Annotated in this window: 26 protein-coding genes; 15 read left to right on the top strand and 11 right to left on the bottom strand. The window is 68.6% G+C overall.

What is annotated here, in order from left to right:
- Positions 1 to 4: 4 nt before the first annotated feature.
- The 11 genes from ACWD5D_RS12035 to ACWD5D_RS11985 all read right to left on the bottom strand — a co-directional run bounded on the left by ACWD5D_RS12035 (position 5) and on the right by ACWD5D_RS11985 (position 9246).
- Positions 5 to 2041, bottom strand: a complete 2037-nt coding sequence (locus ACWD5D_RS12035; RefSeq protein ID WP_450704934.1) for an AAA family ATPase — start codon at positions 2039 to 2041, stop codon at positions 5 to 7.
- Between the two features lie 194 nt (positions 2042 to 2235).
- Entirely contained in the window at positions 2236 to 2364 is a 129-nt protein-coding gene (locus tag ACWD5D_RS12030) for a hypothetical protein (protein WP_450704933.1), read from the bottom strand.
- A complete protein-coding gene (locus tag ACWD5D_RS12025; protein WP_450704932.1) occupies positions 2361 to 2630 on the bottom strand; it encodes a helix-turn-helix domain-containing protein in 270 nt (89 codons plus the stop codon). Before ACWD5D_RS12025 ends, ACWD5D_RS12030 begins: the two co-directional genes overlap by 4 nt.
- 20 nt (positions 2631 to 2650) lie before the next feature.
- Complete coding sequence (locus tag ACWD5D_RS12020) at positions 2651 to 3103, bottom strand: hypothetical protein (protein WP_450704931.1); 453 nt, start codon at positions 3101 to 3103, stop codon at positions 2651 to 2653.
- A complete protein-coding gene (locus ACWD5D_RS12015) occupies positions 3100 to 3279 on the bottom strand; it encodes a hypothetical protein (protein WP_450704930.1) in 180 nt (59 codons plus the stop codon). Before ACWD5D_RS12015 ends, ACWD5D_RS12020 begins: the two co-directional genes overlap by 4 nt.
- On the bottom strand, positions 3276 to 5153 hold the full coding sequence (locus ACWD5D_RS12010; RefSeq protein ID WP_450704929.1) for a glycoside hydrolase family 15 protein: 1878 nt from the start codon (positions 5151 to 5153) through the stop codon (positions 3276 to 3278). Before ACWD5D_RS12010 ends, ACWD5D_RS12015 begins: the two co-directional genes overlap by 4 nt.
- Before the next feature lie 109 nt (positions 5154 to 5262).
- Positions 5263 to 6033 (bottom strand): hypothetical protein, encoded by a 771-nt coding sequence (locus tag ACWD5D_RS12005; RefSeq protein WP_450704928.1) that lies wholly within the window; start codon positions 6031 to 6033, stop codon positions 5263 to 5265.
- Between the two features lie 129 nt (positions 6034 to 6162).
- Positions 6163 to 6846: an HAD family hydrolase gene (locus tag ACWD5D_RS12000; protein WP_450704927.1), complete on the bottom strand. Its 684-nt coding sequence runs from the start codon at positions 6844 to 6846 to the stop codon at positions 6163 to 6165.
- Positions 6846 to 7559, bottom strand: coding sequence for a hypothetical protein (locus ACWD5D_RS11995; RefSeq protein WP_450704926.1), 714 nt, complete (start codon positions 7557 to 7559; stop codon positions 6846 to 6848). The genes ACWD5D_RS12000 and ACWD5D_RS11995 overlap by 1 nt, the downstream gene beginning before the upstream one ends.
- A 2-nt stretch (positions 7560 to 7561) precedes the next feature.
- Positions 7562 to 7834 (bottom strand): hypothetical protein, encoded by a 273-nt coding sequence (locus ACWD5D_RS11990; protein ID WP_450704925.1) that lies wholly within the window; start codon positions 7832 to 7834, stop codon positions 7562 to 7564.
- A 179-nt stretch (positions 7835 to 8013) separates the two neighbouring features.
- Positions 8014 to 9246, bottom strand: coding sequence for a cytochrome P450 (locus tag ACWD5D_RS11985; RefSeq protein WP_450704924.1), 1233 nt, complete (start codon positions 9244 to 9246; stop codon positions 8014 to 8016).
- Positions 9247 to 9859: 613 nt separating this feature from the next.
- Here ACWD5D_RS11985 and ACWD5D_RS11980 point away from each other — a divergent pair.
- The 15 genes from ACWD5D_RS11980 (at position 9860) to ACWD5D_RS11910 (ending at position 23516) form a co-directional block, all read left to right on the top strand.
- Positions 9860 to 11242 carry a Tat pathway signal protein gene (locus tag ACWD5D_RS11980; protein ID WP_450704923.1) on the top strand — a complete coding sequence of 461 codons (1383 nt, stop codon included), beginning with the start codon at positions 9860 to 9862 and terminating at the stop codon, positions 11240 to 11242.
- Positions 11243 to 11344: 102 nt separating this feature from the next.
- Entirely contained in the window at positions 11345 to 11815 is a 471-nt protein-coding gene (locus tag ACWD5D_RS11975; RefSeq protein WP_432137251.1) for a TrmO family methyltransferase domain-containing protein, read from the top strand.
- A 909-nt stretch (positions 11816 to 12724) separates the two neighbouring features.
- Entirely contained in the window at positions 12725 to 13516 is a 792-nt protein-coding gene (locus ACWD5D_RS11970) for a helix-turn-helix domain-containing protein (RefSeq protein ID WP_451372608.1), read from the top strand.
- Positions 13513 to 13764, top strand: a complete 252-nt coding sequence (locus ACWD5D_RS11965; protein WP_432137249.1) for a DUF397 domain-containing protein — start codon at positions 13513 to 13515, stop codon at positions 13762 to 13764. The genes ACWD5D_RS11970 and ACWD5D_RS11965 overlap by 4 nt, the downstream gene beginning before the upstream one ends.
- A 392-nt stretch (positions 13765 to 14156) precedes the next feature.
- Positions 14157 to 15404, top strand: coding sequence for a helix-turn-helix domain-containing protein (locus ACWD5D_RS11960; RefSeq protein WP_450704922.1), 1248 nt, complete (start codon positions 14157 to 14159; stop codon positions 15402 to 15404).
- Positions 15405 to 15527: 123 nt separating this feature from the next.
- Complete coding sequence (locus ACWD5D_RS11955) at positions 15528 to 16124, top strand: hypothetical protein (RefSeq protein ID WP_432137247.1); 597 nt, start codon at positions 15528 to 15530, stop codon at positions 16122 to 16124.
- Between the two features lie 382 nt (positions 16125 to 16506).
- Complete coding sequence (locus ACWD5D_RS11950) at positions 16507 to 17994, top strand: ATP-binding protein (RefSeq protein ID WP_450704921.1); 1488 nt, start codon at positions 16507 to 16509, stop codon at positions 17992 to 17994.
- Between the two features lie 61 nt (positions 17995 to 18055).
- Positions 18056 to 18574: a roadblock/LC7 domain-containing protein gene (locus ACWD5D_RS11945; protein ID WP_432137245.1), complete on the top strand. Its 519-nt coding sequence runs from the start codon at positions 18056 to 18058 to the stop codon at positions 18572 to 18574.
- A 1-nt stretch (position 18575) separates the two neighbouring features.
- Positions 18576 to 18953, top strand: coding sequence for a DUF742 domain-containing protein (locus ACWD5D_RS11940; RefSeq protein ID WP_351221590.1), 378 nt, complete (start codon positions 18576 to 18578; stop codon positions 18951 to 18953).
- A 22-nt stretch (positions 18954 to 18975) separates the two neighbouring features.
- Positions 18976 to 19536, top strand: coding sequence for a GTP-binding protein (locus tag ACWD5D_RS11935; protein ID WP_432137243.1), 561 nt, complete (start codon positions 18976 to 18978; stop codon positions 19534 to 19536).
- On the top strand, positions 19533 to 20084 hold the full coding sequence (locus ACWD5D_RS11930) for a GAF domain-containing protein (RefSeq protein WP_432137242.1): 552 nt from the start codon (positions 19533 to 19535) through the stop codon (positions 20082 to 20084). The genes ACWD5D_RS11935 and ACWD5D_RS11930 overlap by 4 nt, the downstream gene beginning before the upstream one ends.
- 174 nt (positions 20085 to 20258) lie before the next feature.
- Positions 20259 to 21464: an acyl-CoA dehydrogenase family protein gene (locus ACWD5D_RS11925; RefSeq protein ID WP_450704920.1), complete on the top strand. Its 1206-nt coding sequence runs from the start codon at positions 20259 to 20261 to the stop codon at positions 21462 to 21464.
- A 40-nt stretch (positions 21465 to 21504) separates the two neighbouring features.
- Positions 21505 to 22308: a zinc-dependent metalloprotease gene (locus tag ACWD5D_RS11920; protein WP_450704919.1), complete on the top strand. Its 804-nt coding sequence runs from the start codon at positions 21505 to 21507 to the stop codon at positions 22306 to 22308.
- 27 nt (positions 22309 to 22335) lie between these two features.
- The gene (locus ACWD5D_RS11915; RefSeq protein WP_450704918.1) at positions 22336 to 22806 is read left to right on the top strand and encodes a hypothetical protein; all 471 of its coding nucleotides are present in this window, start codon (positions 22336 to 22338) and stop codon (positions 22804 to 22806) included.
- A 2-nt stretch (positions 22807 to 22808) separates the two neighbouring features.
- On the top strand, positions 22809 to 23516 hold the full coding sequence (locus ACWD5D_RS11910; RefSeq protein WP_450704917.1) for a GntR family transcriptional regulator: 708 nt from the start codon (positions 22809 to 22811) through the stop codon (positions 23514 to 23516).
- Positions 23517 to 23709 lie beyond the last annotated feature (193 nt).

Raw genomic sequence — 23709 nt, 5'->3', positions numbered from 1 at the left:
CTGATCACGAGAGCTCCTGGAGGTGCCGGCGGACGCGGTCCTCGTCCCGGCGACTTACGGCCGCGTAGATGCCGATGGCTTCGTGGTAGAGATTGCGCGCCTCGACGGCGCGGCCCGCGTCACGAAGGGTGTGGCCGAGCAGCTCCCGGCTGTGGGCACGCCAGCGCGCCGAACCGGCAGCCTCGCATTCGGCGATGGCCCGCCGGCCTTCCTCCTCGCCCGTGTCCGGGTTGCCGCCGATGGCGTGTGCACGGGCCAGCCACGCGAGTGCCCGGGCGGCATCGAAGTGGTCCTGAATGTCGAGCAGTGTCGTACGGGCGTTGCGCAGGGTCTCGATCGCCTCGGCAGGGCGGCGGAGTTCGAGTTGGGCCTGGCCGAGGCAGACGTTGGTGATGGCCACTGCCCGGGTGTACGTGAGACGGTCGGATTCGGACTCGCTCGTGCAGCCCAACTCGACGCGCTGCTGACGCGCTTGGAGCAGGAAGTCCGCCGCCTCCGCCGGGTGGCCCCCATGCAGCCTCACGGATCCGAGTTCGTGCAGGGCCTGGGCCTCGGCACGACGGTCCTCTTCCTCGCGGGCGAGCCGCAGCACGGCCGCGAACGTCTCGGTGGCGGCCTCGAAGTTCCCGGCGCCGCGCAGCCCGACCCCCCACGTGCTGAGCATCTCGACTTCGGCCTCACGGTCCCCGCAGCGGCGTGCGGCCTGGAGGCCGAGTTCGTGGCTCTCGGACCACAGTGCGTAGTCGTGGGACGAGCGGAGCAGCGGCCAGATGGCGTGGGCCAACTGCCAGGCGGACCGGTCCATGCCGGCGGCGACCGCGGCGCGCACCGCGTACAGCAGGTTGTCCCGTTGGCTATAGAGCCAGTCCAGGGCGGCGGCATCCCCCGCAAACACGATCAGTTCAGCGGGCGGGTAGACGTAGTCCCGGCGCAAGGGGCGGTGTGTGGGCGTCAGAATCTTCTCGGCCGCGCTCGCGGTCGTCAGATAGAAGTCCAGGGCCCGCCGCAGGATCTCCTCCGGTTCCCCGAAGGTGGCCTCCCGCCTGGCCCGGTCCCGGGCGTGGGCGCGGGCGGTGTCGTGGAAGCGGTAGACGCGGCCGCGGGCAGCGGACTCCTGGTGGAGTTCGATGAGGTTCCGTTCGTGCAGCAGTTCCAGGACGGCTTCGGCTTCCGCGCCCGTCAGATTGCAGACGGCGGCCGTGAGGGGCAAGTCGAAGTCGCTCGTGAACACGCTCGCCATGCGCCGGTAGACGGCCGGGGCGGGGGTGCTGCGCGGAAGTGACCAGTACGACTGGTCGAGGGCCTGGTTCACGGCCGCCTCCTGAAGGGCGATCTGGGGATGCGATGGATCTGGTGGGGCACTGCTAGGAGCGCCGGAGATCAGCTCGGCGAAGGGCCGGTCCGGGGCCGTGGCGAGGTGCGTCACGGTCAGGGCGAGAGCCATGGGTGAACCGGCGGCGCGGCGAGTGATCTGCGCGGTGGCACCGGCTTCACGGGCTACACGGTGCTCGCCGAGACAGCGGGTGAGGTATTGCCGCGCGGCCGCCTCGTCGAAGGGGTTCAGCCGGTGCAGTACGGCGCCGTCGGGGGCCAGTTCGGCCATGCGGTCTCGGCTGGTCACGACGACCAGGTGTCCCCTCCCACCCGGCAGGAGGGCCCGGACCTGTGCAGCGCTGCGGGCGTTGTCGAGCAAGACGATCGCGGGCCGGTCGGGCTGCGAGGCGGTCACCGACCGCCACCAGGCAGCCAGCTCTTCCACGGACGCTGGCTGGGCGCCGGGGCGCAGGGAACGCAGAAACCGGGCGAGGACCTCGCTGGTACGGGCCGGGCCCTCGGGAGCGTAGCCGTGCAGATCCGCGTAAAGCTGACCACCGCCGTACTCGGTGGACACCTGGTGGAGCAGCCGGTTCGCCAACGTCGTCTTGCCGACGCCGCCGGGGCCGGTGATCACCACCATGCGCACGCTGTAGTCGGGCAGCTCCCCGATCTGGTTGATCAGAGCGGCGAGGTCGGACTCCCGGTCAGTGAACGTTGCGGGCACTGGCAGCAGTTGCCGGGGGACCGGCGGGGCGAGCGGTGTTGCCTCGTGGAAATGGACTCCACCGTTGATCCGGCCGGCCTGGACGCTGGGTCCGTAGAGCGTGCTGTCCGACAGTCTGTTGTCGGTGCCCGGGCCCGAGGCGGGAAACAGATGGGACGGTGGAATGCCATCGCTTCCTGCGGGGTGTGCTGCGCTCACCGGCCACCCGCCAGGTCTCGCACCCGCTCGGCGTCAGCCGGGCTCATGCCGGGGTACAGATCGGCGACCTGTTCGAGGCGCACCGTCAGCTGTGCCGCTCCACCAATCTGATTGTTCACGCTCATGAGGGGCTCTCCGTCGCCTCACTCGGGGTGACGGGGTGTTGGTAGCCGCGTTTCCTGAACGTCACTTCGGCACGGCGGAGGATGCGGTAGATCGCTCCGTACGAGCGGCCGGTCTCCTCGCAGATCGCGCGAATCGAGAGCGTCGCGTACGCAGCGACGACCTGCTGGCCGAACTCGGCGGCTCGGGTGCCCTTGAGGCGAGTTCCGGGCTTGATCTTCGGCAGGCTCGTCCGCTGGTCGACGGACGGCGGCGTTTGGGAGGTCATCACAGCTCCGGGGAGGTCCATCAGATGCGGAATTCGTCGTGAGCGAGGTGCAGGAAGCCGCCAGCGCCGCGAAGCCGGTGCAGCTCCTGTTCGTACGGGCCGTCGTCGGACGAGATGTCGACGCGGGAGGCGGCGACTAGACCATGGATCCGCCCCTGGTGCAGGGCCGCGTGCGCCCTGGCCAGGCGTGGGCGAAGGGCGGGGTCGGTCCGCCATGTGTCGTCCACGAGGACGTCGGCGACCGTGTAGTCGCAGCGGGCTGCGGTAGCTCGCGCCACGTCCAGCCGCGCGGCCGGATCCTGTCCCGGCCGTACAAGAACGTAGAGCGCTGTCACTACAGGTCCGGCGATTCGTTCGATGACCGACCGCCGGTGAGCCTCCCGCAGACTGCACAGCTGCCGGGCGCCCTCGCTGCAGGCCGGCGACTGCGGGACGTGGCTGGCGTGGATGGGCCGGTCGATGGTCTTAGTCATGCCGCGTCCCTCGATTCGCCATCCTCGCGTTGTGCCAGCGCCGAGGGCTTCGGCACCGCGGTGTTCACGTCGGCTCGGAAGAGGGTTGCCGGCAGGGTGTAGGACGCCAGTGCAGACGGGACACCGCGAAGCCAGATCAGCAGAAGGCAGCCGGATTCCAAGACGTGAGTCTTCACCGCAGGGCTCCCTCGGGCTGCGCGCGTTCAAGCTGGTGTGTTCGAGCGACGGCGTCGCGGCCTGCGGGGTCTCGCCGCACAGGCTTCTGCGGATACAAGCTCAGGGTCAGGGCCGCATCGGACAGACCGATGTGGGAGAGAGCCTGCGGGAAGTTGCCGACCTGACGTCGGAGGCCGGAGTCCCATTCCTCGGCCAGGAGACCGACGTCGTTGCGCAGTGCGAGGAGCTTCTCGAACAACTTGAACGCCTCGTCGACGCGGCCGATCTTCGCCAGCGCGTCGGCGAGCCAGAAGGAGCAGGCAAGGAATTCGCCTTCGTCCCCAGGCAGGCCGTCCACGCCGGTACGTGCTCCGGAGGTGGGGTACCGCAGAAGGAAGCCGTCCTCGGTCGACAGCTCGCGCTGGATCGCCTCAACCGTCCCGATGACGCGCTTGTCGTCCGGTGGCAGAAACCCGGTCTGCAAGATCATCAGGAGTGCGGCGTCCAGCTCGGCCGAGCCATAGGACTGGGTGAACGTGTTGCGTGTGTGGTCGAATCCCTTCGCGCACACGTCCTCGTGGATCGCGGTGCGCAGTCTCCTCCACCGGTCGACGGGGCCGTGTGCGTGTCCGGCCTCGATGAGGCGGACGGCGCGGTCGACGGCGGCCCAGGCCATCACTTTGGAATGCACGAAGTGCCGTCGCGGTCCGCGGATCTCCCAAATGCCCTCGTCGGGTTCACTCCAGTGTGTCTCGACGTGGTGCATGAGGTGACCGAGGAGCCGACTGCTGTCCTTGTCGGGTGCCATGCCGTACTGGGCGGACAGAAAGAGGACTTCGGCTACCTCGCCGTAGACGTCGAGCTGGAGCTGCTGGGCCGCGCCGTTTCCGATACGCACGGGCAGGGATGTCTCATAGCCGGGCAGCCAGTAGAGTTCGGCTTCCTTCAAGTCGCGCTCGCCCGCGACGCCGTACATGATCTGTAGGTTCTCCGGGTCTCCGGCGATGGCGCGCAGGAGCCACTCACGCCAGGCGCGGGCCTCCTCGTGGAAGCCCGTGCGCAGAAGCGAGGACATGCCGAGCGCGGCATCGCGCAGCCACACGTACCGGTAGTCCCAGTTGCGTACGCCGCCGATGTCCTCCGGCAGGGAGGTTGTCGGCGCCGCCACGATGCCGCCGGTCGGGGCATACGTCAGGGCCTTGAGGGTGATCAGCGACCGTACGACAGCGTCGCGGAACGGGCCCCGGTACGTGCACTGCGCTACCCAGTCGGTCCAGAAACGCGCGGTGGCTTCCAGGGACTCGTCGGCCGCCACGGTGTGCGGAGCCGGGGCGTGACTAGGCTGCCACGTGAGTGTGAAGAAGACCTGCTCGCCGGCGGCGAGGGTGAACTCGCTGTGTGCCTCCTCTGTGCCGTGAGCGGGTAGCGGGGAGTCCAGCCAGAGCGCTTCGGGGCCGGCGATGCAGACGGTGCGATGGTTCGTGTGGCGGGTCCACGGCACGGTCTGGCCGTAGTTGAACCGTGGTCGGAGGGTCGAGGTCACGGGCACTGTGCCGTGAACGGCCTCAACGATGCGCACCAGGCGCGGGGGGCCGTCCGTGCGAGGGGGCATGTGGTCGGTGATCCGCAAGGTTCCGGTCGGGGTGTCCCACTCGGTCTCGAGGATGAGCGACTCGCCCCGGTAGCGGCGCCTGTTCGCGGCCGGCGGGGAGGCCGTCGTGGTGGCCGGGCCGATGTGCCAGAAGCCGTGGTCTTCGGTGCCGAGGAGCTCGGCGAAGGGTGCGCCCGAGTCGAACCGGGGCAGACACATCCAGGCCACCGTCCCGTCCCGCGAGACGAGCGCAGCGGTCTGTAAATCGCCGATGAGTGCGTAGTCCTCGATTCGGCCAGCCATGTGAGTCCGTTCTGTGGAGGTGCCATGCCCGTCTGCGGAGGGATTGGCACCGTGATGGGTGTCGTCGTAGCGACCCGCACCCGCCCTTTTGGGCCGGGCCAGGGCGGTGTCAACTGGTAGGCGGAGCTGGGCAAGTGCGCGCCTGCACGGAGGCGGCGAGCGAGTCGGCGAGGTGCTGCGCGTGGTCGGCGTACAGCGAGCCGAGCGTGATCCGGTGTGGGCGGGCCGCGATGCAGGTGGCGCAGGCGGGCTTGGCCCGTGCGGTGACGTCGGCGTCGGCTGCGGCGGAGACGGTCTTCTGCAGAAGTTCGGTGAGAAGGTCGAGCGTGCGCCAGTCGTCCAGATCGAGGTCCTTGATCGGATCCTCTTCGCCGCCAAGTGCCTTGTAGAGCAGGAGGGCGTCCTCGGCGCTGACGTCACCGAGCCGCACCACGCCGGCTTCAGCACGGATCTCGTTCTTGCTGATCTCTGCGGCGGCGAAGGTGTACCTCAGCCGTAACGCCGCCCGATGCTCTGGCGAGAGGTTGTCCATGACGAGCTGGGACAGCAGATGCGCGTCGTGAGGCGACGCCACGGCCACCTTCAGGGCAATGCCGGGCCCCCACTCGACCACCTTCACCAGGGCGTCGATGCCGCTGTCGTTCATCAACCGCTGCAGACGGGCTGCCGCGTCAGGGACGAGCGCTGCGTCACCGCCGCTCTGCTGAAGGAGACTGTTGTGGTCGGGGATGGTGAGCGTTACGGCCGGCCTCTCGGGCGCGGTGCCGACGTTGTCGACGACGTCCACGCCGCTGTTGCGGAAGGCTGTGACGAGCTCCCGGCCCGCGGCGCGCCGTTCCTCCAGGACTTCGGCGTCAAGGGGGATGTCCACCTCGTTCATGTCGCGGGTCCTTCTCCAGAGCAGTGGTCAGAGCGGGGTACGGAGTGAGGCGGCGGTGATCACTACAGCCATGGCGGTGGCGAAGGTGATCAGTCGCCACATGTTCTTGCGCGACATGAGTGCCTCCCGTCAGCCGGCAAATACGAGCTCGCGCCCGTCGGACCGAGCGGAGGAAAGCAGCCATTGAGCGGCGTCGGTGACGGTGGCGACGGTGTGCGTGGGTATCGGGTCTCTGGGACGGCGCCTGCGGCTCGAGGACACCCAGATGGTGTTCAGGCCTGCCTGCTGGCCACCGGCGATGTCGGTGGCAAGGCAGTCACCGACCATCGCTGACCAGGTGCGCGGCCCGGCAGTAAGCTCGTCCAAGGCGAGCTCGAACAGGGCCCTGTCCGGCTTGCGGACGCCGAACTCGCCGGAGATGATCACCGACGTGAAGTGGCCGGCGAGACCGCTGACTTCGAGCTTCAGTCTCTGGGAGTCGGGCGCACCATTGGTGACCACGCCCAAGGCCCAGCCGTCCTCGGCCAGGGCCTGGACGGCGGTGCACACATCGGGACGGTACGGAACCAGCTCGGCGGAGCGGCGCCGGTAGTCGGCGTGCATACGCGCGATGGACTGGGGGATGTCCCACGTGGTTTTGACGTCGGCGAAGAAGGCGTGGCGCACGCCCGCGTGACGTACCTCGGCCTCCACCAGCCACGGCACCGGAATCCCGGTCACCGCGGAGAACTCCTCAGCCCAGAACCGAAAAGCGGCTGCATGGTCGGTGAGGGTGGAGTCCAGATCGAACAGGGCGACCTTCCGAACGGCCATCACTGCCACCCCCACACCGGAGCAGGCACGGCCACAGGCGCACGTCCGCTGTGGCTTGGCATCGAAAGGGTGTCCTCGTCGAGCACCGCGTCCCGCAACGCCACCATCAGCTGTCGTGCCAACACACGGTGGATCGCGTCGTCGTCGAAACGAACGAACCGGTCGGGCTGCGGAGCCGAGGTGCGGGAATAGAGGATTCCGCGCACGCCGACGAGCTCGGTCTCGCGGACCCGGAGCGCGACGAATCCGGCCTGAAGGACCTGGCAGGCAGCCAGGGCGCGGTTGGCGTCCCGGCGGCAGATGGCTGGCGTCGCGGTGAGGATGTCGCGTGGGAACGTCAGCCTCGCCTGGGTCTGTTCGTCTGCGTTCAGCAGCCACAACACCCCGCGCTCGTCGCGGTCGGCTTCCCCCGCGCACCCCCCGCAGCGATGGGGGCGCTCCATCACGGCTCGCTGGCGGGCCGGGTAGTGCTCGGACCACTGGAGCGGTCCTGCCTGCTGCCCGCACCAGCGCTGCCACAGGATGCCCTCGACGTCCCGGTCCTCTGGGCGCTCGTCGGCATACCGGATACGGCCGTCCTCGTCGAAGACGACAGCCGCCTCGGCGGGGGCCTCGCTCTCGTACGGGGCGATGTAAAGCCTGCTGGCGGCCTCCCTCGTCTCGACAAGGAGTGGATCCGGCACGCCGGTATCCCGGCGGTCATGGCGTTGCACGTCTATCTCCTCGGGGAAACTTCGAGAGTCCGGGCGCTGAGCGCGTCCAGAGCGAGTTGAAGGAGCAGGGGGGCGGTGAAGAGCTGTCCGTCGGGCCGCCACCGGATCCAGGTGGACTGGTCGCTGACGACGTAGACGTCCGGGCCCGGGGGACGCGGGGGGAGGACGACCTGGCCTCCGGCGCGGATGTACTCGGCGTCGGCCGGCCAACCGGGATTACCCGGCTCAGACCCCTCGGGGAGCAGGAAGACCCACCAGCCGTCGATGGCTGCCACGGCCCCGACCGCGTCGCCGAACATTCCGTCGAGGACTTTGACGGCATCTTGGGCAAGGCGTTCCGGCAACCGCACGGCCTCGTAGCCGGGTCCCACCGGACACGGCCCCGCCGCCCACCTCTGGCAAAGACGAGCGGACAACTGGCCCTCAAGGCCAGCAGATGCTGATCCTGGGCCCTTCATTCCAGCCCTCCGGTGCTCGACGCCGACGGCGCCGCCCTCGCCCACGGGGACAGCTCCACCGTGACGGGCACATACCTGTGGCCGCGCAGCAGGTTGTTGAGGACGCGCTCCGGCTCACCGGACAATGCGAGGTGGGCGCAGCGCTCGGCGAGCGCGCCCAGGAGCGCGCGGGCCTGCATCACCGCCAGATGAGACCCCGCGCAGCCGTGGAGTCCCGCTCCGAACGCCAAGTGGCGATAGGAAAGTTGGCGGCGCAACCTATAGGCGTCAGCCGTGGGCCCCCACTTGCGCTCGTCTCGGCCTGTCGAGCCGTATAGCAGCCACAGCTGCTCCCCGGCCTCGATCTTGAGCCCTCCCAGATCGGTGTCCTTCGTAACGATGCGCCCGAAGCCCTGTATCGGCGCTTCCAGCCGAAGCGCCTCGTGGAAGGCGTTCACGGCGCGCTCCGGCTTCTTGCGCAACACCTCCCACTGCGCGGGGTGGCGGGCCAACTGCACGATGGTTTCGGCGAGGCCCAGGATCGTGGTGTCCATGCCGGCCACGGTGTACGCGGACGCAAGCGGGACCGCCTCCTCCTCCTGGAGCTCGCCGGCGTCGACGGCCCGGAAGATGTCCCCCATCCAGGACTCCTGCTTGACTGCATTCCGGGTGACGGCCTCGCGCAGGAAGGCGACCATGGCCGATGCCGTCGGGAGGGCATGCTGGTAGCGGTCGTTGTCGGGGCCGAAGGCCTCGAACGTCGCGCTTGCCCCCATCAGAAGGGCATCGCGCGTGGATTCCGGCAGCCCCATCAAACTCATCACGGTGTCGGCCACCATCTGCCGGGCCAGGGCGACGCCGTCGAACGCGCCGTGCTGGACGTGCTGCCCAACGAGACTTCGTGCACGGTCGGTGATCTGGTCCTGCAGCTTGTCGATCGCCCGAGGCGCGAGTTGCCGTGACAAGACGCGGCGCAGCCGGCGGTGCTGAGCGCCGTCGGAGGAGAGCACGGTTCCGGCGAAGATCTGCGCATTGGCCAGCTCGGTCAGGCCCACGCCGCCCTCGGAGCGGAATGCCGATCCGTCCCGCAGGATTGCGTGCACCTCCGCGTACCCGGGCACGGCCCAGACCCCGTGCCGTTCCAGGCGGACGGCCGGGCCGATGGCGCGCAGAGCGGCGTACGTCGGATAGGGGTCGCTGAGGTGGGCGTCATCGAACAGGTCGACGGCCGACGAAGCGGCGGCGGACATGGGTCTCCTTCAGCAGTGATCAGGTAAGGGCGCGCAGACGGTGGGCGATGACGCGGTCCAGGAGGGTGAAGGTCCGACGACTGGCGGGCGGATTGGAAGTCATCGATCCTCATGCGTTGGGCAGAGCCGAGCGGATGGGCTGGACCGGCTGCCGAGCACGATCCCTGGAGGCACGGCAGCCGGGAGGAGACGGCACGGGGACCGTCGCTTCTCACTCGTCATCCAGAGCCTGCCGGTGGCTCCCAGGGCAGGAAGACGAGCCCAGGTCGGGCACCGTGAGCGACGCTCGGGGGAGGGCGGCGCACGCACGGAGCCCGGGTCTACTGAGGCGGGGGCGGAAGCCAGGCGAGCAACCGAGTGCCGGGCCTCGGCAAGAACGGTGGAGTGGATAGCACGGCTTCTCCGGAATCCTGAGGATGGATACGTGGCACGGCAGGGCCACGAGCTCCGCATCGCCGGCTGCCGGTGTTTTCGCAGCGGATGCAACGGAGTTGAGGAATATCGCTACGCTGAGCGAACCGCGGATGACCGCCTGTCGGTATCCCCGTCGGCTGGCGGACTCCGCTAACGCTGCTAACACGGACACAGATCGTTTGCGGGAACGAGGCGCAACATGGCGCGCAGGCTGCGCAGGCGCAACACCCAGCTGGAAGCCGTTCTCCGCGAGGCCGGCTGGTCTCAGGAGAAGCTGGCCACGCACTTTCGCATCGTCGCCGCCGAGATCGGCGCCCTCGAGTGCCGGACGGTGACGCGCTCGCACGTCTCCCAATGGATCGCTGGGTCGCGTCCCAAAGACCCTGCGCCCCGTATCTTGTGCGAGACGCTTTCCCGACGCCTCCGGCGCATCGTCACGCTGGACGAGGTCGGTCTGCTCACCGATGGAGCGGAGCAGACGGCACCAGCTTGGGAAGCCGACACGCTCACAGCACTCGCGCGACTCGGGGACGGGGACATGGACATGAACCGCCGGCAGGCTCTCTACTCGATGGCCGGCGCAGCTCTTCCGTCCGCCACCTGGTGGGCAGAGAAGCTCGATCGGGCCCAGCAGCGCCCGGCCCTCTCCAAGCGCCTCGTGACAGCCGACGACGTGGAGAGCGTGCGCGAGATGATGACCTTCTTCTCGCGGCGTGACCAGCGCTACGGCGGAAGGGCAGGCCGCCCCACGCTGGTGACCTACCTGCGTACCGACGTCGCCGATCTGCTTCTGCGACGGTTTCCAGCGGAGGACGTCCGGCGCAGCCTCTTCGCGGCGGCCTCCGAACTGGTCTACCTGGCTGGATGGATGGCGTTCGACGCCTCCCAACACGCCACCGCACAATCGAATTTCTCGCTGGCCGTCACGCTGGCCGCAGAGGCAGGTGACGCCCCTCTGGCTGGCCACATCCTGCGGGCCATGGCCCACCAGGCGCTCGACCTGGGACACGGCGACCTGGCCCTTTCGTACGCCTCCGCATCCTTGAGCGACCGCCGGTACGGGCAGGCCTCGCCACGAGAGAAGGCCCTGCTCGGCGTCATTCACGCGCGCAGCCTCGCCACGACAGGCCAGAAAGCTGACGCACGCACCGCGCTGATGCGCGCCGAGAACGACCTGCGCCGAGCGGAGCCCGGTGACGATGAACCGGGAAGGGTCTGGTTCTTCACCGAAGCTGCCCTGGCCCACGAGACAGCACGGACCCTGACCGTTCTCGGAGACCTCAAAGCGGCGGAAGCCGAATTCCAGCGCAGCGTTCGGACCCGCAAGGCGCAGCCCTTCGCCCGCACCCACTCGGTGACCTTGGGCTACCTCGGGAACGTACAGATCCGCCAGGGACAAGTCGACGCCGCGTGCGCATCCTGGACGGATGCTTTGGACGCGATGCAGGGAGTCCAATCCGGCCGGGCGCGCGACACAGTCATCCAGATGCGCAGGGCTCTGTCCCCAGTGATCCGCCGCGGCGGCCGCACTGCGGCAGAGCTTGACCAGCAAGCCCGAGCCGTCCTGAGCCGCGTAGGGTAACTGCGCCAAACCGTAGGGAGCACGGAGGGCGGCCGCGTCCCCCGCGCTTCCTCCCAAGGACCGGAAGGGGCACCTGTGCTCGAGTCCATTGAGGTACCCGTCGTGGCCGACGTCGTCGGCGGTCACACCGGACGCCTCGACGACTACAAGGGGGGCGTGGAGTCGATCATCCGTCTTCGCCCGGCCTACTACAGCGCCGAAGCTCTGAACGGGATCGAGGAGTTCTCGCACCTGCAGGTGACCTGGTACTTCCATGAGGGATCCCCCCAGGACGTCGCCCTTCACGCTCGTAGTCCCCGCGACAATCCGTCCTGGCCAAAAACCGGAACCTACGTCCACCACAACCACCGGCGCCCTGCACGCATCGCAACGTCGTTCCCGCGTCTGCTCCGCGTTGACGGCCCTGATCTCTACGTTGCCGAGCTGGACGCTGACGCCGGCACACCGGTCATCGACTTGGTCGCCGTGTTCAAGGAGATGCTTCCGCAGGGCAAGCTCACGCAGCCGTCCTGGCCGGGCGAGATGCTTGCCAAGTACTGGCTCGACGCCAGCGCGCGTCCCCGTCACAGCTGACCGCCACAGCGGATCGTGCGCCCTGGGCACAACCCACGGACCTCAAGTTCCGGGTGCACGAGCGCGACAAAGCCCCGTCCTTCGGCCACCTCGATCAGCTCACGCTCGTACGCTTCGTCCTGCCTGCTGATCAACGACCTCGTGAGGACAACGACCCCATCAGCGAACCCTGATCGGATGCGGCTCTTCACCAAGGTCCAAGTAGGACGATCCGAGGGTCCCGCTAGCTCAGCCTCGTCCACGTAGGTCCGCGAACCGCTCAGAAGCCATCCCATGCCCGCGGCGTACGCTTCTGCCGCGGCGAGCGACCGATGTGGGATCTGCCCGTTGACAGCCAGCCCGTAGACACAGACCCGCGGCATCCGGCCCACACTCATCAGGCACGCCAGCGCCTGCCGCAGGTGCTCCTGACGTATCCGCATCAAGCGCGCGTTGGGGTCCGTCCCCACCCAGACTCCGGGCCGAAGGGATTGCTCCAGCGCGTTGTCACGGTCCATCCAGTCGGGGGCAACTCGTGAGGTCCTGATGGTGCTCTGGCTCGCCTTCATGACTGGCCTCGGCTCTGGTCTCTCTGTCAGTGAGGGGGAGACGGTCTTCGCCCCAGCGGGGGATAAGGGGCGAAGACCGCCGGCCCGGAGGGGCCGCTCCGAAAGACGGCAGGCATAACACAGCGTCACGACTGATGCCGATGTGACTCACGGTCAGCTGCCGCCGGGCTCTAAGGGTGCGCCTTTTGCTGTCGAGTTCGCAACATGGTCGCTCGAATTCGCAAAAGGCGCATGACTGGAGTCGGCCGCATCGTCAGGTGCGCCTCCGGCGTGCCAAACTGCGTCCATGACGCAGAAGCGACCGACACCGCCGGTGTGGAGACGTCGAGTTGGCGCCCAGCTGGTCCGCTACCGCGGAGACATGCCCGCCGGGGACGCGGCTCGGATGATGAACTGGCCTGGCCCGCGACTCAGCCGCATCGAGAGGGGCGTCTATCGCGTCACGGCCGACGAGGTCCGCACACTCTGCGCAAAGTACGGAATCGACGACCCCGACGGTGTTGACGAGGTCGCACGAGTGGCGGAAGAGCGCGCAGGCGACGGCTGGTGGGCTGCCTACGCCGACCGCATCGGCAAGGAGTACTACGACTTCATCCAGCTGGAAGCCAAGGCCAAGACGATGCGTATCCAGCATCCCGTTGTGATCCCGGGTCCGCTCCAATCACCCGGCTTCGTCCGGGAGATGATCACACGCGCGCCTACCACGGTCAGCGCCGAACGCGCCGAGATGCTGGTGCACGTCCGTCTGGCCCGGCAGGAGATCTTGACCCGGGACGAGGAGCCGGTCGCCGTGCACGCCCTCGTACCCGAGTCCGCGTTCCATGCTCGCTTCGAGTCAGGACCGAGCATCATGCGCGACCAGCTGCAGCGACTACTCGACTTGTCCGAGCGGCCGCATGTGACGCTCCAGATCGTTCCCCTGACGGCGCACCCCACGTTCGGCGCCAACGGCGCCATGACCATCCTGACCTTCCGGCACCCCTGGACACCCGTGGCAAGTGTCGACAACCCGATGGGCGGATCACACACAGAAGATCCCGACAAGGTCGCAGTCCTGACCGCCGAGTTCGACGCCATCGCGGCCATTGCGCTTCCCGTGCAGGAGTCACGGGATCTGCTAACCACGTACCTGGAAGGACTGCATCAGAAGTGACGATAGAGAAGAGGCGTCCGCAGAGGGCGACCGATCTCGGGGGGGTCAACTGGTTCAAATCGTCGTACAGCGGCGGAAGCGAGTCGCAGTGTGTTGAGACCGCCGACCTGACCGGAACCCCGTTCAACGCCGTGGCCATCCGTGACAGCAAAATGCGAAACGGCTCAGTACTGATGGTCACTCCGAAGGCGTTCGCCGCGTTCGCCGCGTTCGTCTCTGAAGCGAGCCACCGGCCGTTCAACAGCTGAGAGCCCAACAGAGAGCCCGGCTCCCCCAGGCCCATTCCGGGGGAGTCGGGCTTTCGTGTACGGCCGTACCTGTCGTGCCAGAAGGATATCCTCCGCCATCCTCGAGTGGGCGATGAAGCAGCGACGCTCGACGCAGTGGCGTTTGCGATCGCTGAATGGCTGCCATCCGCGGGCGCCAGGGAGGCGGTCACCTCTCGGCCCGTAGATCCGTGCGGTGCCCGTGGGCTCGGAGACCGGGCGGCGGCAGAACGCTGGAGGGTTACGCCCGGACCGCGGGCGGTTGCCTGCGCCTGCGTTCAGCGGCCCCCGCCGAAGACGGGGGCCGCTGAACGCACTCACCGAAGCGGCGCCCCGGTACCGTTCTGTTGTCGACGCAGAAACGGAGCTTCAGTATGCCCGACCAAATGGACACCCACATCGGTGCTCGCGTAAAGGTCGCCCGCAACGCGAAAGGCCTCACCCAAGAGGAGCTGGCCGGACTCCTCGGACGCTCGGAATCCTGGCTGGGTAACGTCGAGAGCGGCCGAGTTCCCCTCGACCGGTACTCGCTGATCACGGCCATCGCGGACCACTGCGATGTCGACGTGGTCTGGCTGCTCGGCCAGCCCTACCGGCTGCAGCACAACGGTGGCGGGAACCTGGCCCACTCCTACATCTACGCCCTGCGCACCGGCATGCGCCGATCCGGCCTCATCCTCTCCGGCCACCCAGGACTGAGCCCGCAGGGGACCCCGGTTCCTCTGGAGCAACTGAAGACGAGGTCCCGCAAAGCGAACGCTGCTCGTCAGAACGCGGACCTGCCCAAGGTTGCGATGCTCCTGCCCAGCATGGTCGAGGATCTCAACACCGCCCTGCTCGTCAGCGAAGGTCAGGACAAGGAGGAAGCGCTGCGGCTTTTGGTGGACGCTGCCCGCACGTCCAGGATGCTGCTGAACCAACTGGGATACCCGGACTTCGCCTGGTTCAGCGCCGAGGTCGCCGCCAACGCCGCGACCCAGCTCGACGACCCGATGGTGAAGGCCGAAGTCGCCTGGGACCGTTGCGGCGCTCTGCTGCACCAGGCAAGCCTCCCCGAGACCGTCGCCGTGGCTGAGGCGGCGCTACGCGACCTGGAACCGCTCGCCACGGCTCCCCGGCCGGCGAGCGAGGTCTTGTCGCTGCGGGGCGCGCTCCACCTGCGCTGCGCGATTGCTCATGCCCGCGGGTCCAGGGGAGCGGACGCCTGGAGCCGTGTCGAAGCGGCTCTTGAGGACGCTGACCGCCTCGGCCCGGAGTGGTACGACCTGGACGCCCACACCGTTTTCGGAAGGGGAACCGTCGCCGTTCACGCCGCAGAAGTCGGCGTCGAGATCAACGAACCCGACGCAGGCCTGTCCAAGGTGCCTGACGTGTCCGTGGACGAAGTCCCCAGCAAGGAACGGCAGGTCCACTACCAGATCGACAAGGCGCGAGCCCTGCGCCGCATGAACCGGCTGCCGTCGGCAGTGACAACGCTGAAGCAGGCGGCTACCCAGGCCCCCTATTACACGCACTCCGACCCGATGGCCCGCGCCCTGGTCACAGACCTGGCCCAAGTCGGTGTTCCCTCGCAGCAGGGGGCACTGTCCTCCCTCGTACGCAGCATGGAACTGGTGCGCTAACGCCAAACTCCCGCTCTGTGGCAGGAGTTGAAAAACGACCCCTCAAATTTTGAGGGGTCGCAGGCGCTCTCGTGGCCCATCGTGATGTGCGTCGCTGACGACTCATCACAGCGAGGGACTGCCATGCAGCGCATCGACACACGAAACCCGGCCGCCTGCGGTGCCGCGTACACCAGGATTCTCGGGTGGCCGATCGCCCCTGGGCACAGGCACAGGCCCAAGGGCGGCTGCACGTGCGGCAACCCCGACACCTGCCCTGGATCCGGAGCACACCCGCTGCCCGGACCGCTGACCCCCAGCCCCGCGGACGGTGTGGCCGCCGAGCTGGATGCGTCGCCGGGGGCCGCGCTGATCGCCCCCACGATCCCCTTCGATGCCCTCGTGCTGCCCAAGTGGACCGGTCTTTCCGTAGTGATGTGGATCGGCCGCCGTACGACCGTGCCGTGCCTTCTGCAGGGCGAGGACCACGCTGTGCTGCTCGTCTTGCCGGCCACCGGCCGGTACGCGGTACCCGAGGGGACAAGCCCGTCGAAGGTTCAGGTCCGGTCCGGCCCTGAGCAGTGGATCGCGCTGCCGCCCTCCCACGGTGCCCGATGGGACACCCCACCGTGGCACGAGCAGACGCACGACCCGCTGCCGCTGATCCCGGGCGGCGATCTACTGGAGGCCCTGGCGACCGCTCTGCGCGCCACGGCCGAGCCGAGCGGCGCACAGCTGTGACCCGTCACGGGCACGGGGTCCTGCGCGCAACTCCCCTTGCTACTCGGGGACTTCCGCAGGGCTCACCTGAAACGACTCACCTACGAGGAGACACCACCGTGGTCCGGCTGTTGACGCCGCCGCCCTGCGTCCGCGCCGTCCGGCCGCCCCTGTAGCCGGGTCGCTGGGGCTGAGGTCCGTCGTTCCCCCGTGGCGGATCATCGAGCCCCGGCGGCCCTTCCACGCTCCTGCCGGACCCCATCCCCCCGCGCATCCTCGCCGATCCCCGAGGTTCTTGATGTCTTTAACTGTCATGCCTTCGCCACCGGCTGGCCACCGCCGCAGCCGAAGACGACGCCGCTCGCCGGGCGCAGAGGCACTGTGCACGCAGGCGGGCCTCAGGGTGCGACTGCGGTTACTGCCCTTGGCCTCCGGGGCGTCCACGGCCCTCGTCGCGGCAGCGGCGTCGGCGGCCTACGCCACCGGCGTGATGCCCGGCTGGTGGGCCGTGCCGGCCGCTGGAGCGGCGTGCGCGGCAGTCGCTGCCGTCGTGGACCGCTGGGCGAAGCAGACGGCGCAGGCCCTGGAGCAGCAGCGCGCCGAGGTTGAGGAGCGGACTCAGCAATGGCTCACGTACTACACGGCGATGGCCGCGGAGAGCGGCAAGAACCTCAGCCTTGCCCTTGAGCAGCTGGCCCGAGGGGAAACCCCGGTCATGCCCGCGGTGCCGACAGACGACGAGGCGGTCAAGCACGATCCGTGGCGGGAGCTGGAAGCCACGCTCCACCGCTCCTACGCCATCGCCTGGCACTCCGTGGTCGGCCGTCGGCAGGCCAATTCCGACCTGTCTGAGATCTTCCTCAACCTCGCAGGCGGCCTTTTCGGGCTGGTCGTACGGGCGTTGGGGATCGTGACGCAGCGCGAGGCCACGGTCGAGGACCCCGAGACCATGTACGACCTGCTGGACGTCGACAGCCTGCTGCGTCGCATCCGGCGGCATGCAGCCCGCTTCGCTGTCCTGGGCGGCCAACTGGCCCGGGTGGTTGATGAGCCGATCCGGCTGCTCGACCTGATACGCGGCGCGGTCGCCGAGGTCGAGCGGTACGACCAGGCGAAGATCCCCACACCCAAGTTCGATGTGCAGATCGCAGCGGGAGGTGTCGGACCGGACCTGATACATCTGCTCGCCGAGCTGATCGAGAACGCGACGAAGTACTCGCCACCCCAGAACAAGGTGACCGTCACAGCCAGTGAGGTTCAGGCTGGTCTGCTCGTCGAGATCGAGGACCGCGGGCTGGGCCTGGACAGCACACAACTCCGCTACTTCAACCGGCTCCTGACCTCTCCTCGGGAGGGCGATCTGGCCGAGCGGCTGGCCGAGCATCAGACCGGCCTGCTGGTGGTCTCCCGGCTCGCCGCCCGCTACCAGGTGAAGGTCGAGCTCAAGCGGAACATGTTCGACGGCACCACCGCGTACGTCGTGATCCCCAAGGCCCTGCTGCAAAAGCCCGGCCCACGGCAGCCGTCCCGCGCGGCGAACACACCTGCGGCCCCCCGGCCCAGCTCGCCGGGCCCGCGTCCGTCCGGCGGCCCGCGCCCTAATCCGGTGGCGGCCGCCGGCACGGGATCCCTTCCTCGCCGCAGCCCGCAGCGCAGGCCACCGGCCGAGGGTGGGCAACCGCAGCACGGCGTGAACAGGCCAGATCTACCCCGGCGGCCACAGCAAGCCGTCGACCAGCAGCAGCCCGCACCCGCAGCGCGCACCGGACCCGAGCCGGCCCCCGAGGTCGCAGCCGATTTCATGGCGAACTTCACCGCCGGCTTCGAGCGGGAAGTAGCCCCCGCCCCGCAACCGCCTGCAGGACCCCGGCCGTCCGGCACTGACCACTGACCCCCCACCGGTGCCCGGCCCCGCGCCGTGGCACGACCCGTACGAAGAGACGGAGCTTGTGATGACGCAGAACACGACCACACCCCAGCAGGGTGGGGTCCAGAGCCTGGAATGGCTGCTGAACGACCTGCTCGGCGTGCCGGGAGTGATCGGAGCGCTGCTCGCCGCCCAGGACGGTCTCAAGCTGGCCTACACCCGCCAGGAGAGCCAGTACGCGGAGCAGGGTTTCGACCTGGACACCGCTGACCGCGTCGCGTCGGTGATCAGCGGCATGTACGCCCTGACCAACGGCATGGCCGATATGAGGGGAGGCACGGCGCGGGATCTCCAGCTGGGCGTGCTCAAGCACAAGGACTGGACGCTGTACGTGGTGAGCGCCGGCAGGGGCGTGCCCGAGGGAACACCGCTGGGCCCGGGCCGCCGTCCAGTCGACATCGAATGCACCCTGGGCGTCCTGACCAGCCCGGGAGCGGACGAAGGAGCCATCGGGTTCGAGATGCGGAAGCTGGTCAAGAGCATGGACCGTCACCTGCGGACGCCAGCTCGACGACCCGAATCCGGCCTCACCGACGGCCAGTGACATGGCAGGCTTCGCCGGTCGGTCATGGACGCGGCAGGCCTCCGAGGGCCCGGCTCACTTCATCCTGACCGGCGGCCAGACCCGGCCGAGCCGGGATCTGAGGGTCGAGACCCTGCTGACGGCTCATGACCCGGCGCCGCCGACGGGATCGCAGATCCCCGAGGCGGAACAGGCCATCCGCCTGTGCCGGGGACAGCCGTCGTCGGTGGCCGAGATCGCCGCCCTGGTGGACCTTCCCGTCCAGATCACCAAGGTTCTGCTGTCCCGCCTCATGGATGCCGGCGCGCTGGCCGTCGCCGACAAACCCACCACCCATACCCCCGATGATTTCGTCACTCTCCTGGAGGCTGTCCGTGACGGGCTTCAAAGGACCCTCTGATACGGACGCCGGTCTCGTCGCGATGAAGATCGTCGTAGCGGGGGGCTTCGGCGTCGGCAAGACCACCTTCGTCGGCTCCGTCTCGGAGATCACCCCCCTGCGCACAGATGCTCTGATGACCTCCGCGTCCGAAGGCATCGACGACCTCAGCCTGCTGCCCGAGAAGTCCCACACCACGGCCGCTATGGACTTCGGCAGGCGGACCTTCCCTCAAGCCGTGCTGATGATCTTCGGTACTCCCGGGCAGGACCGCTTCTGGTTCATGTGGGACGAGCTGGCCGAAGGGGCCATCGCCGCGGTGGTCCTCGCCGACACCCGCCGCCTGGACGACAGCTTCCCCGCCATCGACTACTTCGAGCGGCGCGGCACACCGTTCCTGGTCGCGGTCAACCAGTTCCCCGACGCCTACGACTACAGCCCCGACGAGGTCCATGTGGCCCTGGGCCTCTCCGACCGCGTGCCGGTCATGATCTGCGACGCCCGTACGGGCAGTTCGGCGACCGCTGTCCTCGTCCGGGCCATGGACCTCGCCATCGAGCACGCACGCACTCTCCGCTCGACACTCCAAGGAGCCTCGACATGATTCACGGAACCGGCAACGAACCTCTGCTGGAGCAGCCCAAGCCAGGTGACTGGGAATCCCTCCTGCCTGACGTCATCGACCTCGCCAACCCGCCCGTGGGAGCGTTCGACGCCTTCGCGGCCTTACTCGGCGCCGAGTCGGGCCTGCCCTACGCGATGGTCAACTGGTTCGGCGTCGTGCCGGGTCAGCAGCTCTTCGTCGGCCTGTACAACCCCGTCGGAACGGACCTGCCGCAGGCGGACCGCACCATGCCGGAGCTCACCCACGGCTGGTGCCCCGACGTCGTCAAGAACCGCAGGACGCTGATCCTCAACGACACCTTGGCCTACGCCCAGTTCGCGACCAACCCGGTCATCGACGAGTTCGGCATCCGCACCTACCAGGGCTCACCACTCATCGACCCGCGCACCGGCAAGGTGTGGGGGACCATCTGCGGCATCGGGCCCATTCCCCGTCCTCGCAGCGTGGGACGGCCCTCGCGCGCCTTCATGGAGCACCACCGCGACCTGCTCGTCAACGCCGTCGAAGAACGCACCCGGACCCCCTAACCGCCCGCTCCTCGGCGGCACTTCACCAACATCGCGCGGCACGAGAAGCACGCCGCTGGAAGACAGATTGTCTTCCCGGATCGACGACATCCCGGACCGCCCTGCCCCGCCGATTCAGCCCAGCACCGGAGCGGACGCACCTCCGCCCCCTGCCCAGAAAGAGGGGATCCGACCATGCCCGCCCTCCTCTCCACCCCGTTCCTGACCGAGGACCATCTCCGTCTCCAGCAGCAGGTCACCACCTTCACGGACACCCGGATCGCTCCTCTCGCTGCGGAGGTGGAGACGCGCGGCCCGCACACGGACGACGAGATGCGCCGGGTCCTGGCCGAGACGGGTTGGCTCGGCGTGCTGATCGGCACCGAATGGGGCGGCCTCGGCCTGGGCCACGTCGCCAAGACGCTGATCCTGCAGGCGATATCCCGCGTCAGCCCCGCGTCCGGAGCGATACTGCAGGCGTCCATCCTGGGCGCCTCCCCCATCGCCGAGTACGGCAGCGCGGAGATGCGGCGCACCTGGCTGCCGGAGATCGCCGCAGGCCGCTGCTGGCCGACGATCGCCGTGACCGACCCCGAACAGGGCAGCCACGTCCTCGGGATGAAGGCCACCGCCCGCCGGCGCGGCAAGCACTACGTCCTCACCGGCGAGAAGGTCCTCGTCGGGAACGCGGGCATTGGAGACGTCCACTGCGTCATCGCCCGCACCGGCAGGCCCGGCAAGCGCCGCAGCCTGACCGCCTTCCTCGTCGAGAAGAACACCCCGGGACTCGACATCATCCCGGCCCCCGTCAACGGGCTGCACGGCTTCAGCGTCGACACGCTGCGGCTGGGCAAGGTCCGCGTTCCCAGGTCCCACGTCATCGGCAGGATCGGTGACGGGCTCGCCGTCGCCCAGAAGGCATCCGTCGTCTACGGCCGCCTCAACCTGGCCGCCGTCGCCCTCGGTGTCCATCAGCGGATGCTGGAGGAGACGGCCCTGCGGGTCTCCACCCGCAAGCGCTACAAGGGCCATCTGTCCGACCTGGACACCGTCGGCCACCGCATCGCCGAGATGAAGACCGGCCTGATGAGCGCCGAGCTGGCCGCCTACTTCTCTGCCTATCTCCTCGACCAGGGCACGTCGTGCGACCCGTGGCTGCACTACGCCAAGCTCACCGCCCACCGGGCAGGAGCGGCCTCCTCCGAGCAGGCCAAGCAGCTGCACGGCGGGCACGCCGCCCACACCGGCAGCCTCATCGAACAGCTCCGCCGCGACATCGACCTCATCCACGCCCCCGCCGGACCCGACGACCTTCAGCTCAAGCGGCTCGCGGAATCCGTCCTCGGTCCGCACCGCTCGCAGTGGTCCGCACAGCACGCGGCCCGCCCGCAAACCGCCTGACCCTTACGTCTCTCATCCCACCTCAGCCGGAAGACCCGTCATGATCAACGTGTACGTCCAGCACGAAACGGCCCGCAGCGAGGAACTGGCCGAGCAAGTCCAAGACATCCTCACGCAGGCGATACCGGCGGTGGAGAAGGTGACCGGCCTGCCCGCGCCGGACACCGTCACCGTCGAGCTCGTGGACGTCGAAGGCCTCGCCACAGCGTGGAGCGCCTTCATACGCCGCCAGGTCGAACGCGACACTGCCGGACTCGACCTCACCGAGTGGCAGCGGAAGAGCGTCATCGCGCTACCGAGGGCCGAGCGGTGGACGGCGCTCAAATTCGGGATGGGCACGGAACACACCCTCATCGCGAACAGCGTCGGGCGGCCGTCGACACTCCTCATACCGGAGGCCCTGGAGCAGCAGGGCCTGACCGACCCCGACCAGCTGTGTGAACTGCTGGTCCGGGCGCTCGCCGAACAGGCGCAGGTCGCGGCCTGCGACGGGACCCTCGTCCCGAGCCCGGTCTGGCCGAAGACCCGGGCCGCCCGGAACGTCAACACGCTCTTCAGCCACGGCCACGCACAGTGGACGAGCAACCAGGCGACCCCGCTCATACTCGGTCACCCTGTCGACCGCGACGACCGTCGCAGCCAACAGAACTTCTTCCAGAAGGTGCTCTACCTCCCCGAGTTCGGAGTGGCCGGACAGGAGGCCCGCGCCACCGCTCTCGTCGACCAGGCCATCGCCGCCGTCGGCACGGATCGCTTCAACCACGTGTGGACCGTGGACGGCTTACTCCCGACCCTCGACGAACTCCGCCAACCCGTCAGCTGGATCCGACGCCTGCCCGCTTGACCGGCTCCTGTACTGAACGGCGCTTCCGTGACTGCCCTCTTCCGCACCCTCGTACGGCCGCCCGCCGCCTCCAGCCCGGAACCGGCCTGGGAGATCCCCACCCTGCCCGGCGGAGAGCCGGGCCGAGAGGCGTACGCACTGCTGGGCCCGGCCTGGCGTAGCTCGTCAGCCCGGCTCGTTGACACCGGGCACGGCTTCGACGTCGTACGGGCACCCCAGCTGTACGCCTCTGCGGCCTTGGACCAGCTGCGCGAGCTCGGCGCCCGGCGCGGTGCTGTGGCCGCCGAAGGCGACTGCTGGACCTTCTTCGTCCCGCCGGGCTCCTACCTTCGCCCCTGGCCGTCGTACGCCGCTTACCTGAGCGGCCCCGCCGTGTGGGTGCCGCCTCGCAGCGCACGCAGCAACGACCTCCACATGCGGTGGATCACCCGAGAGCCGACCGGACATCTGCTGACCGATCCGCTCTCGCTGTCGGCCCTGCTCTCCGAGGAGTCGTGACCGTGGACGACGCTGCTGAACTCCTGGACGAGGAGACCCACTTCCTCAGCCCGAAGCGAGCCGGGCAAGCCAACCGCGTATACCGAGGCCTGCGAGAAGCGATCACCAGTGGCACCATCCCGCTCGGAACGATCCTCGACTCCTCCAGAGACCTGGAGGGCGGCTACAGGGTGGACCGGCACGTCGTGGCCGCCGCCCTGCGCGGTCTCGCCCGGGAAGGCCTGGTCCACCTTCACCACCTGGGCGCACGTGTCGTCGACATTCCGATACAGGCGGCCATCAAGCAGACGCCCGAATTCGTCGAACGCGCGATGCGCCAGCGCCTCGCGGACGGCCTCTACCAGCCCGGGACGTTCCTTCCCCGCACCTCGACGATCGCGAGAGAGTTCGGCCTTGCCGCACCCGCGTTTCGCAGCGCCATCCAGCCGCTGGTCTACGGGGGATACCTCGTCGGCTCAGTGAATCCGAGGGGCACGCTGGTCACCTTCGACGTCGCCGAGGTCCAGCCAGAGGAACTGCTCACGCCGGCGGCCAGCAGGCCGCGCCAGATCCCGCACACCCAGCAGTACGCCGCGTTCGGGGAGAGCAAGACCCTCAGCGACTGGACCGGGGACCACCGCTGCGCCGTCGCCTACAGCGTGCTGTACAGAAGGCTCGTCGCGAGTGGATGGGATTTCCAGAGAGCTCTCACAAGGCCCTTGCTGCTGTGAGGCGGAGGGCGCGGTCGGGAGGCCGCAGAAACTGCCGCGGAGCACCCCACGAGCCGACCGGATGGCTCCTCTTGAGGCAGTGGCTTTGTTCACGTCCTTCGACAGCGTTTGCGAACATCCGGCGCGGGAGGTGCCTCCCGAACTGCTGTCGAATCGCTGCCCTGCGACGTGAACAGAGCCGAGGGAGTCCAGA

Source organism: Streptomyces sp. NPDC002520, from assembly GCF_053595235.1.
Note: the sequence above shows the minus strand (reverse complement) of the source record. Positions and strands in the feature narration are given on the sequence as shown.

Bases quoted from the DNA above. Each gene is read 5' to 3' on its own strand.
- ACWD5D_RS11935 (WP_432137243.1), top strand. From the start codon at position 18,976: ATGAAGATCGTCGTAGCGGGGGGCTTCGGCGTCGGCAAGACCACCTTC.
- ACWD5D_RS12000 (WP_450704927.1), bottom strand. From the start codon at position 6,846: ATGGCCGTTCGGAAGGTCGCCCTGTTCGATCTGGACTCCACCCTCACC.
- ACWD5D_RS11920 (WP_450704919.1), top strand. From the start codon at position 21,505: ATGATCAACGTGTACGTCCAGCACGAAACGGCCCGCAGCGAGGAACTG.
- ACWD5D_RS11960 (WP_450704922.1), top strand. From the start codon at position 14,157: ATGCCCGACCAAATGGACACCCACATCGGTGCTCGCGTAAAGGTCGCC.
- ACWD5D_RS11970 (WP_451372608.1), top strand. From the start codon at position 12,725: ATGCCCGCCGGGGACGCGGCTCGGATGATGAACTGGCCTGGCCCGCGA.
- ACWD5D_RS11945 (WP_432137245.1), top strand. From the start codon at position 18,056: ATGACGCAGAACACGACCACACCCCAGCAGGGTGGGGTCCAGAGCCTG.
- ACWD5D_RS12005 (WP_450704928.1), bottom strand. From the start codon at position 6,033: ATGAACGAGGTGGACATCCCCCTTGACGCCGAAGTCCTGGAGGAACGG.
- ACWD5D_RS11980 (WP_450704923.1), top strand. From the start codon at position 9,860: ATGGCGCGCAGGCTGCGCAGGCGCAACACCCAGCTGGAAGCCGTTCTC.
- ACWD5D_RS11930 (WP_432137242.1), top strand. From the start codon at position 19,533: ATGATTCACGGAACCGGCAACGAACCTCTGCTGGAGCAGCCCAAGCCA.
- ACWD5D_RS11955 (WP_432137247.1), top strand. From the start codon at position 15,528: ATGCAGCGCATCGACACACGAAACCCGGCCGCCTGCGGTGCCGCGTAC.
- ACWD5D_RS12025 (WP_450704932.1), bottom strand. From the start codon at position 2,630: ATGACCTCCCAAACGCCGCCGTCCGTCGACCAGCGGACGAGCCTGCCG.
- ACWD5D_RS12030 (WP_450704933.1), bottom strand. From the start codon at position 2,364: ATGAGCGTGAACAATCAGATTGGTGGAGCGGCACAGCTGACGGTGCGC.
- ACWD5D_RS11985 (WP_450704924.1), bottom strand. From the start codon at position 9,246: ATGTCCGCCGCCGCTTCGTCGGCCGTCGACCTGTTCGATGACGCCCAC.
- ACWD5D_RS12010 (WP_450704929.1), bottom strand. From the start codon at position 5,153: ATGGCTGGCCGAATCGAGGACTACGCACTCATCGGCGATTTACAGACC.
- ACWD5D_RS12020 (WP_450704931.1), bottom strand. From the start codon at position 3,103: ATGACTAAGACCATCGACCGGCCCATCCACGCCAGCCACGTCCCGCAG.
- ACWD5D_RS11925 (WP_450704920.1), top strand. From the start codon at position 20,259: ATGCCCGCCCTCCTCTCCACCCCGTTCCTGACCGAGGACCATCTCCGT.
- ACWD5D_RS11940 (WP_351221590.1), top strand. From the start codon at position 18,576: ATGGCAGGCTTCGCCGGTCGGTCATGGACGCGGCAGGCCTCCGAGGGC.